The sequence below is a fragment of the Streptomyces aurantiogriseus genome, assembly GCF_014649375.1.
In the GTDB taxonomy this organism is placed as follows: domain Bacteria; phylum Actinomycetota; class Actinomycetes; order Streptomycetales; family Streptomycetaceae; genus Streptomyces; species Streptomyces aurantiogriseus.
In genome coordinates this window covers 326,713-338,731 of sequence record NZ_BMSX01000008.1, presented here as the reverse complement: position 1 = coordinate 338,731, position 12,019 = coordinate 326,713, and the positions used below count along the sequence as shown (strand labels likewise).

At 75.6% G+C, this 12,019-nt stretch carries 9 protein-coding genes; all 9 read left to right on the top strand.

Annotated elements, in window-relative coordinates:
• Positions 1-8 precede the first annotated feature (8 nt).
• The 9 genes from IE263_RS19615 to IE263_RS19575 all read left to right on the top strand — a co-directional run bounded on the left by IE263_RS19615 (position 9) and on the right by IE263_RS19575 (position 11,996).
• Positions 9-362 carry a CU044_2847 family protein gene (locus IE263_RS19615; protein ID WP_189938232.1) on the top strand — a complete coding sequence of 118 codons (354 nt, stop codon included), beginning with the start codon at positions 9-11 and terminating at the stop codon, positions 360-362.
• Positions 359-2,056 carry a VMAP-C domain-containing protein gene (locus IE263_RS19610; RefSeq protein ID WP_189938230.1) on the top strand — a complete coding sequence of 566 codons (1,698 nt, stop codon included), beginning with the start codon at positions 359-361 and terminating at the stop codon, positions 2,054-2,056. The genes IE263_RS19615 and IE263_RS19610 overlap by 4 nt, the downstream gene beginning before the upstream one ends.
• 79 nt (positions 2,057-2,135) lie before the next feature.
• A complete protein-coding gene (locus tag IE263_RS19605; RefSeq protein WP_189938228.1) occupies positions 2,136-3,191 on the top strand; it encodes an AAA family ATPase in 1,056 nt (351 codons plus the stop codon).
• Positions 3,181-6,648 carry an SAV_2336 N-terminal domain-related protein gene (locus IE263_RS19600; RefSeq protein ID WP_229911061.1) on the top strand — a complete coding sequence of 1,156 codons (3,468 nt, stop codon included), beginning with the start codon at positions 3,181-3,183 and terminating at the stop codon, positions 6,646-6,648. The genes IE263_RS19605 and IE263_RS19600 overlap by 11 nt, the downstream gene beginning before the upstream one ends.
• Before the next feature lie 204 nt (positions 6,649-6,852).
• Positions 6,853-7,890: a rod shape-determining protein gene (locus tag IE263_RS19595; protein WP_189938226.1), complete on the top strand. Its 1,038-nt coding sequence runs from the start codon at positions 6,853-6,855 to the stop codon at positions 7,888-7,890.
• Between the two features lie 203 nt (positions 7,891-8,093).
• Positions 8,094-9,335 (top strand): cispentacin biosynthesis acyltransferase subunit AmcF, encoded by a 1,242-nt coding sequence (gene amcF / locus IE263_RS19590; RefSeq protein ID WP_189938224.1) that lies wholly within the window; start codon positions 8,094-8,096, stop codon positions 9,333-9,335.
• The gene (amcG, locus tag IE263_RS19585) at positions 9,332-9,880 is read left to right on the top strand and encodes a cispentacin moiety biosynthesis protein AmcG (RefSeq protein WP_189938222.1); all 549 of its coding nucleotides are present in this window, start codon (positions 9,332-9,334) and stop codon (positions 9,878-9,880) included. The genes amcF and amcG overlap by 4 nt, the downstream gene beginning before the upstream one ends.
• Positions 9,877-11,277 carry an adenylate-forming 2-oxoglutaryl-ACP ligase AmcH gene (gene amcH / locus IE263_RS19580; RefSeq protein WP_189938220.1) on the top strand — a complete coding sequence of 467 codons (1,401 nt, stop codon included), beginning with the start codon at positions 9,877-9,879 and terminating at the stop codon, positions 11,275-11,277. Before amcG ends, amcH begins: the two co-directional genes overlap by 4 nt.
• Complete coding sequence (locus IE263_RS19575) at positions 11,274-11,996, top strand: thioesterase II family protein (RefSeq protein WP_189938217.1); 723 nt, start codon at positions 11,274-11,276, stop codon at positions 11,994-11,996. Before amcH ends, IE263_RS19575 begins: the two co-directional genes overlap by 4 nt.
• The last annotated feature ends 23 nt before the right edge of the window (positions 11,997-12,019 follow it).

Genomic DNA, 12,019 nt, shown 5'->3' with positions numbered 1-12,019 from the left:
GGGGCGCCGTGGCAGGACTGGTGGAGTTCAGGACGGGCGACGGTGCCGTGGTCGCCGTCGAGGCCGTCGAGGAACAGCGGCCCGGATCCCGGCTGGTGGCCCGCGGCGACGGTACGGTCCAGGCGGCCCGTACCTTCGAGGGCGCCCTGGAAGGGGTGCGCGCGGCGGCGGAGTCGGCGCTGCGGGTCTTCCGGGACGGCGCGCTGCGGCCCGACGGGGTGGAGATCGAGTTCGGGGTGAAGCTGGCGGCCGAGACGGGCGCGATCATCGCCAAGGGCAGCGCGGAGGGCCATCTCGTGGTGAAGCTGACCTGGTCGCCCTCGCCCGACTCCGCGCCGTCGGAGCCGTCCGCCACCCCATGAAGAGCGCCGAGTGGCAGGCCCGGATCGAATGCGCCGGCCGGGTCGTCGGGGCGGGCTTCCTGGTCACCCCGCGCAAGGTTCTGACCTGCGCACACGTCGTGCACGAGGGCCCGGCGGACGCGTTGACGGTGACCTTCACCGAGCGCCCCGGCTCCGCCCCCGTTCCGGCGCGGATCGTCGCCGACGGCGGCTGGGCCGGCGGCACCACCGACCTCGGCGACCTCGCCGTACTGGAACTCGCGGACGAGGTCCCCATCGCCCCGGCCGCGCTCGCGCCCGTCGGCGCGGCGCACGGCCGGCAGCCGCGCAAGCTCGTCGTGTACGGCTTCCCGCTCGGCTTCGACGAGGGCACGCTCGCCGAGTACCGCGTCACCGCACCGCAGTTGATCAACCGCGAGTGGCTGCAACTGGAGGCCTGGGCGCCCGACGGACAGCCGCTCGAGCCCGGGTTCAGCGGGGCCGCCGTCACCCTCGTCGACACCGGCGAGGTCGTCGGCATGGTCACGGCGGCCGCGGGCGCGCAGGGGGTGCGCAACGGGCGGATGATGCCCACCGAGGTCATGGCCCGCTACTGGTCCGACCTCACGAGCCTCGTCCCCACCTCCGACCATCGCACCGACGACCGTGCCCGGCTGCGCGACCTCGTCGAGCGGGCCGTCCGCGCGGGCCTGGACTGCGACCCCGTACGGCTCTACCGGGCCGCCGCCGGCCCGTTCGATCCGGATCCGCCGCAGGAGGGCTTCGACTCGCTGCGCTCGGCCGCCCTGTTCGTGCTGTGCGAGATCGACGGCGAGGACGCGGCCGGCACCGTCGCCCGCTTCACCGAACATGTCGAGGCCCTGTTCCGGACGCCCGTCGACACACCCGCCGCCCCCGACTGGTCGCCCATCCTCGTCGACCTCCAGCACAGCGGCGCGGGCGACGGCCTGGTCCTCGTCGAGGTGTCCGCGTACAGCGGGGGACGCCGGCACCCGGTCGGCTCCGACACCGTCCCACGGGCCCGGCTGCGCACGTACGTGCAGGACCGCATCGAGGCCGCCTTCCGGCATCTGACGCCCGGTTCCGACGAGTTGATCGCGTTCGCGCTGCCCCGGGACTGGATCGACCTGCCCGTCGACCGCTGGGCGAGCGCGCCCGACGACGACACCCCGCTGGGCTGCGTGTACCCGCTCGTCGTCACCGACCAGGCGCGCCGCCGGGCCGGCGCCCGGCACCAGCTGACCCGCGTCTGGAACCGGCTCGACTCCCTGCCGGGCGCGCGTGTGCACCGCGTCGAGTGCGGCGGCGCCGAGGAGCCCGCCCGGCTCCGCGTACGGCTGCGCAAGCCCGACGCCTGTCTCGCCGGGTTCGCCACCGCCCCGGCCGCGGCCCGCACCCGCGCCCACTTCGACACCTCGCTCACCGCGCCCGCCCCGGTCGTCGTGTGGTCGCGGGGCGGCTGCGACAGCGGTTCGGAGGAGCCCTGCGCGGGCGGCGACGGGTGCGCGGGCAAGACGTTCCTGGACGAGCTCGACGCGGTCGTGTCCGGCGTACCGCCCGCCGAACTGCCCCGCAGGATCCTGGACCTGCGCGAGGAGGCCGACGCCGAGGAGGGCCACTGGGCGCGGGACATCCAGCTGCTGTGGGACGACCCGCGCGTCTTCACCGACCCGCACGGCAGCACCCCCGCGCACGCCCGGTCGCCCGTGGCCTGACCCCGCCCCCGCCCTCCTTCCACCCCCCGAGTCACCACACCGAGTCACCACCCCGAGTTCGTCGCACGGAGAGACCCCCATGCCGCACTGGTCCGTCTACACCGGCAACAGCGAGCCGCACGACGGCATCGACCGGCTGCCCGCCCCGCCGCCCTGGCGGGCGTTCGACGGCGAGCCCGTCCTGTCCGCGCCCCGCGACGGCGACGACGAGGCGGCCGTCTCCCCCGACCGTGTGCACCGCGCCCGCACCTACGTGGCCACCCCCGAGAGCGTGCAGCTCGTCAACGCCGCGCTCGTCCTGCGCCGCCCGCTGCTGGTCACCGGCCCACCCGGCACCGGCAAGTCCTCCCTGGCGTACGCGGTGGCACGTGAGCTGCGGCTGGGCCCGGTCCTGCGCTGGAACATCACCAGCCGCTCCACCCTGGCCGACGGCCTCTACCAGTACGACCCGCTGTCCCGGCTGTACGCGGCCCGGCAGGCGGCGGGGCGCGCCGGGGACGGCGCACCCGGCGTACCCGGTTCCGGGGTGCCTGAGGGCGGGGGCGTCGAGGACCACCTGCGTCTCGGCCCGCTCGGCACCGCCCTCCTCCCCTATGAGCGTCCCCGCGTCCTCCTCGTCGACGAGATCGACAAGAGTGACCTCGACCTCCCCAACGACCTGCTGAACGTCCTGGAGGAGGGCCAGTACGAGATCCCCGAGCTGATGCGCGCCGCCCGCCACTCGGCCGCCGGCGCCACCGCCGAGGTCCTCACCGACGGCACCGACACGCCGGTCACCGTGGCCCGCGGCCGGGTCCGCTGCCGGGCCTTCCCGTTCGTGGTGCTGACCAGCAACGGCGAGCGCGAGTTCCCGCCCGCCTTCCTGCGCCGCTGCGTCCGCCTCCAGCTGCGCCGCCCCGACCGCGCGCAGCTCACCGAGATCGTCCGCGCCCATCTCGACACCCCGCCGGGCGAGGCGGACCACCTCATCGACCGCTTCCTCACCCGCGCCGCCGACGGCGAACTCGCCACCGACCAGCTCCTCAACGCCCTCTACCTCACCGGCGTCGCCGGCCTGGACGCGGAGTCCCGCGACGCCCTGGCCGACGAGCTGATGCCGTACCTGAGCGCCACGGCGGACGGCGATGGCTTCTGAGGGCATGCCGGAGGACGGCAGTACGGCCGTCAGCAGGCTGGCCGCACTCCTGACCGCCGCCGGGAAGACGGCGCCGACCCCGCTGGAACTGGCGGAAGTGCTGTGGCTGGCGGGACAGTTGGAGGCCGGCCGGAAGAATGCGGAGGACGCGGAGGACGCGGAGGACGCGGAGGACGCGGAGGGCACGACGACGGTGTCCACGCCTCCGGTGGACCGTGACCCCGCTCCCCGGCCTCACCGGTCCGACGCCCCTGTCCCCGTCCCGCCCGCAGCCGAACCACCGTCCCCGCAGGCCCCGTCCACCGACCGCGTCCCCCTGCACCTCCCCGCCCCGGTACCTCCCCCGCGACCACCGGACCGACCGAGCGGCGGCGGCACACCCCTGCTGGCCCCCGCGCCCCCGATGCTCCCCCACCCCCTCGCCCTCCAGCGCGCCCTGCGCCCGCTGAAGCGCACGGTGCCTTCGGCGCGGACACGGCTGCTGGACGAGCGGGCCACGGCCGACCGCATCGCGCGGCTCGGCGCGCATCCGGACGTGTGGCTGCCGGTTCTGCGCCCGGCGCGGGACCGCTGGCTGCGCCTGAACCTCGTGCACGACACCGGCCCCACCATGCCGGTCTGGCGGCCCCTCGTCCGTGAACTGCACACCGTCCTGGCCCAGTCGGGCATCTTCCGTACGGTCACCCTGCACCCGGCCGGGCCCGACGGCCACGCCCGGCACGTCCCCGACCCGGCGGACGGCCGGACCGTCACCCTGGTCGTCAGCGACTGCATGGGCCCGCAGTGGCGCCCCGGTCCGGCGGGCGACCGCTGGTACGGGACCCTGCGCCACTGGGCGGCCCGGATGCCGCTGGCCGTCGTCCAGCCGCTGCCGGAACACCTGTGGCCGACGACGGCCCTGCCGGCCGAACCGGGTTCGCTGTCGTCCCCCTCGGCGGCGGCCCCGCCCACCACGCTCACCTTCACCCCCTACGACCCCGACGCCACCCGCCCCCACCCCGCCGCCGTGCCCCTCCCCGTCCTGGAACCGGGCGCCCCCTGGATCGCCCACTGGGCGACGCTGCTGGCGACCCCGGGCGGCGGAAGCGCCCCGGGAGCGGCGGCCTGGCTCCTGCCGGAGCCCGGTGCGCCGGCTCCGGCCGACCCGGCGCCCGACCCCGCGTCGCTCCCCGCCCGGGACCTCGTCCTGCGCTTCCGCGCCACCGCGTCCCCGGAGGCCTTCCGCCTCGCCGGCCACCTGGCCCTGGCCGTCCCCTCCGTCCCGGTGATGCGCCTCGTCCAACGCGCCGTGGACCACCATCCCCGCCCCCAGCACCTGGCCGAGGTGATCCTCAGCGGCATGCTCACCGCCGTCCCCGGCCCACCCGGCTCCTACGCCTTCCGCCCCGGCGTCCGCGACCTGCTCCTGCGCACACTGCCGAAGACCGCGCGGGGGCGGACCCGTGAACTCCTGGAGCGGGTGGGCGGGTTGATCGACGAGCGGGCGGGCCTCGCGGCGGGCGAGTTCCGCGCGGCGACCGCCGACGGCAACGGCTCGGGCAGCGGCCCGGCGTTCGCGACGGTGAGCGAGGAGACGGTACGGCGGCTGGGCGGGGGAGACGAGGAGACGGTACGGCGGCCGGGCGGGGGAGACGAGGAGACGGTACGGCGGCCGGGCGGGGGAGACGAGGAGACGGTACGGCGGCCGGGCGGCGAAGCCGCGGAGGGGACGGCCCCCGGCAGCGACCGCCCCCAGCCCACCCTCCTCTTCGAGGCCGACACCGATCTCGGCGCCCGCCCCGAGGCCCGTATCTCCCTCGAATACGCCGTGCACCAGGTCCTCGACCGCGGCGCTCTCGCTCCCCAGCAGTACGAGGTGCAGGTACGCGCCGACGGCTACCGCGTCCGCATCGACCCCGACGCCTACCTCCTCCCCGTCCTCGCCGCCGCCCTGCGCTGGCTCCCCGGGCCCCTGGCCGATCTGGCCCCGTCGCGCCTGCGGGTGACGTTCCAGCAGCCACCTGCCGATCCCCGGGCCGCCCCGGTCGCCCCGGTCCCCCCGGCCCCCGCCGAGGTGACGGCTCCGGTCCTGGTCCTCGTCCCCCCGTCCCTCTACGAGGCCTTCGCCGACAGCTCCGCCGCCTCCGGCCCCCACCGGTTCCGCCCGCTGTACGGCGACGCCCCCGGCTCTCCGCCGCTCGCCTGGTACTGCCCGCTGCCCGCGCCCCGCGCCGAGGACGAGGAACGGGATCTGGTGCGGGGGCCGTTCATCACGCGGGACCTGCGGCAGTTGGGCATACCGGCGCCCGGCCGGGTCGCCGTCGTGCACACACAGGCCGACGGGCCGCTCACCCTCCTCAACCCCGCCCAGCCGCACGGCAAACGCCCGCCTCGGCTGACCACGTACTACGAGGTGGACCTCACCCCGCAGCACGCCGTCCACCAGCTGTCCCTGCCGAGTTCCGGCAAGGGCGACTTCCTGGCCGTGGCCGAGTTGTCCTGGCGGGTCGCAGACCCGGTGGCCTTCGTGCGGGCGGAGGTGGCGCGGGTGTCGGAGCGGCTGTCGGCACATCTGAGGGAGGCCGCGTCCCGGATCACCCGGCGCCACTCCCTGCGCCGGGCGGCCGGAGCGCAGCGCGCGGTCAACACCCAGGTGGGGAAGTGGCCGGTGCCGGGGCTCGCGGTGACGTGCGAGGTGCGGCTGGCGCCGGAGTGGGCGCCGGCGCCCGAGCCGCCGCAGCGGGACGCCCAGGCCGCGCGCGTGCTCACCGGGCCGGTCGGCGAGCCGACGCCGGCCGGTCTGCTCGCCGAGGCCGAGACCGTACTGCTCGGCTTCGACGGCCCCCTCACCCGGCTGTTCACGGCGACGACCGCGCGTGCCGCGGCGCTGAAGCTGCTGGCGCTCGCCGCCGAACACCGTGATCCGGAGGACGCGTTGACGGGCCGCCCACTGGCGGTCGCCGCGGCCCGGGAGTCGGTCGTGCATCCGCTGGACGTGCTGCGTGTCTTCGCCCGCGACCCGCTCGGGCCCCTGCTGCGGGAGCGGCTGGACGCGCTGGAGCTGGACGCCGTACCGAACGCGCCGACCACGCACAACTCCGTGGCCGTGGTGCGTGCGCTGCACGCGGCGGGGCGGCGGGTGGCCGTGGTGACGGACGTGTGCGAGCAGGCCGTGCACCGGTACGTGGAGCCGTACCGGCTGCCGCTGGCCGGGATCCATGGCCGGGGCGAGGATCTGACGCTCCTCACCCCGCATCCGGACTGTCTGCAGCGCGCTCTGCGCTCGACGGGCGTGCCGGCCCACGCGGGTGTGCTGATCGGCTCCTCGGTGGCGGAGCTGACCGCCGCCCAGCGGATCGGGCTGGGGTTCCTCGGCCTCGCGCGCAATCCGACGGTCGAGCAGGAGCTGCGGGAGGCGGGGTGCGAGGTGACCGTGCGGTCGCTGGCGCCCGTGCTGGAGGCGGCGCGGGCTCTCTAGCACCTGCGGCGCTCTTTGACCGGAACACACAGGGGTGTGGGGAACGCATCCCCCCATTCGGCGGCGCCCCGCCCGGCCCCCTCCAGCGGGCGCCCGCCGTCCCGTCCCCGCACGATGCGTAGGAGGCCACCGCCCGGCGGCCCACGGAAAGAAGGCCCGCCGGCCCGGCGGCCGCCACGGTCTGCGCTCTCGGGAGGACCTGCCATGACCGTCAGTCTGGAGCAGCTGCGCCGCTGCCACTTCGCCGTCGACCTGGGCGCGGCGAGTACCCGGGTGTACGTGAAGGGGGCCGGACTCGTCGTCGACCAGCCGTCCGCCGCCGCCGTGAACACCCGGACCGGCGCGCTGATCGCGGTCGGCGAGCTGGCCGAGAAGATGACGGGCCGCACCCCCCACTACATCCGGGTCGTCCACCCCGTCTCCGGCGGCACGGTCGTCGACATCGAGATGGCGCAGCGCATGCTGCGGCACCTGATCGGCGACAAGATGCGCCGCCAGCTGCGCCGCAAGCCGTTCCTGCGCGCCGCCGCGTGCACCCCGCACGACGCCGGCCCCCTCGCCCAGCGCGCGACCATCGAGACGCTCGTCGGTCTCGGTGCCCGGCGCGTGGAGCTCGTCGAGACGCTCATCGCGGCCGCCGTCGGCTGCGGGCTGCCCGTCGAGCAGCCCGAGGCCACCATGATCATGGTGTGCGGCGCGGCCGCCACCCAGATCGCGGTCCTCTCCCTCGGCTCCCTCGTGGCCGCCGAGCGCATCCCCGTCGGTGGCGAGGCCGTGGACCACGCGATCGTCCAGCACCTGCGCCACGAACACGAGTTGATGCTCCCGAGCCAGTCGGTACGACCGCTGCAGCTCGCCCTGTCCGGCAACGGCCTCACCGCGCACGGTCCGGCCTCCACGGAGATCCACGGCCGGGACGTCGCCACCGGCCTCGCCCGCTGCGTGCAGGTCGACACCGCGGCCGTACGGGACGCGATCGAGACCCCGCTGACCGCGGTGCTCGACGGCATCGGACGGGTGCTGCGGGACTGCCCGCCGGATCTGGTGGCCGACCTCGCCGACCGCGGGATCATGATGGTCGGGGGATCCGCGCTGCTCCCCGGGTTCGACCAGATGCTCCGGCAGGCCACCGGCATGCCGGTGCACATCGCCGACCGGCCCGACATCTGCGCCGCCCAGGGCCTCGGCGCGATGCTGGAGGGCAGGATCGCGCCGCTGACGCTGAACCCGCTGGCCACCTGACGCCACGTCACACGGTCGGCGCCGGTGTGAGCGCGGTCGGCGTCCCTTGCCACCCCAGAACTCCTTCGTTAAAATACGATTGCTTGTTGCAAATAAAAACGCGATCAGCAAATAGACGCTATACGGAGTTTCTCGCGGATCATTTTCCGGAGCACTTGGGGGATTAATTGGGGGGTTTTCTCGCCGCCGACCGCGATCGGGCCGTGTGCATCACCGGAATGGGCTGGACGACGGCGCTCGGTGACGGCCTCGAGGAGGTCTGGCAGCACCTGATGAGCGGCCGCAGCGGCGTCCGGGCGTTACCGGGCGACGGCGGGCCGCCCGCGCCGGCCGCCGCGCTCCTGGCGGACGGCGGCCCGACCGAACCCCCGTCCAAGCGTCAGATCTCCCTCGCCGTGACCACCGCGTCCGCCGCCCTGCGCAACGCGGGCTGCCCGGCCGGGGACGTCGGCACGCTCGTCCTCGGCAGCAGCCTCGGGCCGCATCTGGACGACGCCGCCGAGACCTCCCCACACGCCCTGACGGCCACCGTCGCCGAGCAGCTGGGCGTGGCCCGGTCCGCCTCGGTGAGCACCGCCTGCTCCTCCGGCGCCGACGCCGTCCTGGCCGGCGCCGCCCTGCTCACCGCCGGCGAGGCGGAGCGCTGCCTGTGCGGCGGCATCGATCTGCTGACCCAGGGCAAGCTCCTCGGCCACCAGGCACTCGGCACGCTCTCCGCCTCCGGCACCGTCCGCCCCTTCGACACCGACCGCGACGGCACCCTCTTCGGCGAGGGCGCCGGCTTCCTGCTGCTGGAGACCCGCGCCGCGGCCACGGCTCGCGGCGCCCGCGTCCTGGGCGAACTGCGCGGCTGGGGCGCCTCCAACGACGGCACCGGCCCGACCGCCCCCGACGAGACCGGCGCCGGCGCGGTCCTCGCCGTACGCCGCGCCCTGTCCCGGGCCGGTGCCGCCCCCCGGGACATCGCGGTGATCAACGCCCACGGCACGGGCACCCGCGCCAACGACACGGCGGAGGCGGCGTGCTACAGCACGGTGTTCGGCCCGGGGCCCGACGCGGCACCCGCCGTCGGCGGTGGTCCCCCCGCCCGGGCCGGTACGGCGCCCGGTGACGGCGACCGGCCGGCGGCCCCGGCCGGTCCGGCGGGCGACGAGGGCCGGCGGCAGGGTGCCCGTGGGGCCGGCTCCGCGCCGGTCGTCTTCGCCACCAAACCCGCCTTCGGTCACACCCTCGGTGCCACCGGTGCCCTGGAGGTCATCGCCCTGCTGCTCGCCCTGCGGCACCGTGCCGTGCCGCCGCTCCCCCACACCCGTACCGTCATGCCGGAGCTCACGCTGCCCCTCGCGGCCGGCCGGCCCCGGGAGGTCACCGGGTCCCTGGGCATCAGCCTCACCCTCGGCTTCGGCGGCTTCAACACGTGCCTGCTGGTGGAGGGAGCCGCGTGAACCAGGCGCTGTGGTGTCCCGAAGGTGCTGTGATCAGCGGCTCGGCCGTCGTCGAGGTCGACGACCCGGGCACGGTCGGGCGCCGGATCGCCGGGGTGTACGCCGACCCGGTGGCGTGGCTGATGGCGGAGGCGGTGGCGGCCGCGCTGGAGGAGTGCGGGGAAGCGGCGCCGGAGCGGCCCGAGGAGGTGGGGGTCGTCGGGGTGAGCGAGCACGCCACCCGCCACACCCTGCGGGCGCTCGCCGACGCCGTACCGCGCGGCAGGCTCTCCCCCATGCGGTTCGCGGGCGCCGGGCCGGGCTCCCTCGTCGGTGTCGTCTGCTCGGCGTTCGGTTTCCACGGGCCGGTGTCGATGCTGCCCATGCCCCTCGCGCCGGCCGCACCGCTGACCAGAGCCCTGTGCGGCGACTGGCTGCTCGGCGATCCGCCCGGCGCCGCACACGTCCTGGTCGTCACCCACGCCACGACCGACGAAGGCAAGCACCAGGCGCACTGCCTGGTCGTCAGTGGGCCGACGCCCACGCGGAGGCCCCGGAGAACATGACCCCGCAGAACATGACGGAGCAGCACCTCGACCCCACCGTCGTCGCCGACTTCCTCGCCCGTATCGAGGAGGTGTCGCTCACCGAGGACCCCGGCCCGGACGAACTGCCCGCCCTGGTGGACCGGTTCGCGGCGCTGCCCGCCCCGCCGGGCGCGGTCGTCGTCATCGCGCTGCCGAACGGCGTCCGCGCCCTGCGGTTCTTCTTCGCCGTCTCCCTCGCCGGGCACACCCCCGTGCTGCTCTCCCCCTCGACCCCGGTCACCCGGGTGCGTGAGGTGGCCCGCGAGCTGGGCGCCTGCGCACTGGTGCGGGCCGCGATCAGGACCGAGGGGGTCACCGGCGTCACCCGGACCGGCGGCGCCGACCTCGGCGTCTTCACCGACTGGTCGTACCGGCACCACGGGCCCGGGCACGTGATCCTGATGAGCTCCGGCACCTCCGGCATGGCCACCGGCTGTCTGCACGGCGTGGACGCGCTGCTGCGCAACGCCGGCCGCCACAGCCGCTCCCTCGGCCAGCGCGCGAGCGACACCGCGCTGGTGAGCCTGCCCGTCTACTACTCCTTCGCCCTGGTCGCGCAGGTCCTCGGCGGCCTGGTCAGCGGCTCCCGCCTGGTCATGGCCGGACCGCCGTTCTCCGTGGCCAACTACCTGGACACGGTCACCGACAAGGGCGTCACGCTCTCCTCCCTCACCCCGAGCCTGGTGAAGTCCGTCGTCACCGCCGGCGGCGAACTGCCCCCGCCGCTGCGCACGCTCACCGTCGGCGGCCAGGCCCTCGATCCGTCGTACGTCTCCCGGCTGCTGAAGCTCAACCCGGAGCTGGAGCTGTACGTGACCTACGGCCTGACCGAGGCCGGGCCGCGCGTGTCCACGCTCGCCGCGCACCGCGAACCACCGCACCGGCACGGCTCGGTGGGCCTGCCGCTGGACGGCGTCGAGGTCCTCACCCGCCCCACCGACGCCGGCGAGCAGGAGCTGCTCGTGCGCTCCGACACCGTCTACCGGCGCCGCGTGGGCGAGCCCGCGCCGTCCAAGCGCGGCGACCTGCTCAAGCCCGGTCTGCTGGCGACCGGCGACATCGGACACGTCGACGACGACGGATACGTGTCCGTCCACGGCCGTTCCTCCGACTTCGCGATGGTGCGAGGCGAGAAGGTGTCGACGGCGACCGTGCGCCGGGCCGCCGAGTCGCTGCCCGGCGTGGTCCGCGCCGCGACCAGGATCGCGGCGGTCGAGGACGACTCCGCCGTCCTCGAACTCGACGTCTACGTCGACGAGGCCGTACCGCCCTCGGAAGCGGAGATGCGGCGGCACCTGCGGTCCCTGCTGACCCGCAACGAACTGCCGCTGACGGTCCGGATCCAGCCGCTGGCCGCGGGCGAGCACCACAAGTGACAACGACGGACCCGCTCACCCTGTACTGCGTCCCGCACGCCGGCGGTTCCGCACGCAGCTTCGTGCGCTGGCGGCGCGAGCTGCCGCCGGCCGTACGGGCAAGGCCGCTGGAGATCGCCGGCAAGGGCCTGCGCTCCCGCGAGCCACGGCAGGCGACCCTGCGCGAGGCCGCCGCCGACCTCGCCGACCGCATCGACCCGCCCGGCCGGTACGCGCTCCTCGGCCACAGCATGGGCGGCCTCCTCGCCTACGAGACGGCCCGTGCCCTGCATGCCCTGGGCCGTCCCGCCCCCGAGTTCGTCCTCGTCGCCGCGACCCGCCCGCCGCACCTCCTCGGCGACTCCCCCTACGGCCCGCTGCTCGCCGTGGGCGATGACGACGCCCTGCTCGACGCGCTCGCCGACCACGGCCGGATCCCGCCGGAGGTACGCCGCTCCCCGATGCGGCACCTGTTCGTGCCGGTCATCCGCGGCGACCTCGCCCTCGTCGCCGGCCACCGCCCCGACCCCACCCCCGAGCCCCTGCCGAGCGACCTCGTCGCCTGGTACGGCACCGGCGACCCGGACACCCCGCCCGAGGTGATGGCCGGCTGGCGGCACTACACGCGGGGCGCGCACCGCGTCGAGGGCTTCGACGGCGGCCACTTCTTCCCGCACGAGCACTTCGAGGAGGTCGCGGCCCGGCTCGTGGAGCTGGCGCAGCAGCGAGCGGACCACTGACCCGAGGTCGGCGGCCCGCTCGC

What these genes read in the sequence shown, in the direction of transcription:
- IE263_RS19600 (WP_229911061.1), top strand. Translation starts at nt 3,181, where the DNA reads ATGGCTTCTGAGGGCATGCCGGAGGACGGCAGTACGGCCGTCAGCAGG.
- IE263_RS19605 (WP_189938228.1), top strand. Translation starts at nt 2,136, where the DNA reads ATGCCGCACTGGTCCGTCTACACCGGCAACAGCGAGCCGCACGACGGC.
- amcH (WP_189938220.1), top strand. Translation starts at nt 9,877, where the DNA reads ATGACCCCGCAGAACATGACGGAGCAGCACCTCGACCCCACCGTCGTC.
- IE263_RS19610 (WP_189938230.1), top strand. Translation starts at nt 359, where the DNA reads ATGAAGAGCGCCGAGTGGCAGGCCCGGATCGAATGCGCCGGCCGGGTC.
- IE263_RS19595 (WP_189938226.1), top strand. Translation starts at nt 6,853, where the DNA reads ATGACCGTCAGTCTGGAGCAGCTGCGCCGCTGCCACTTCGCCGTCGAC.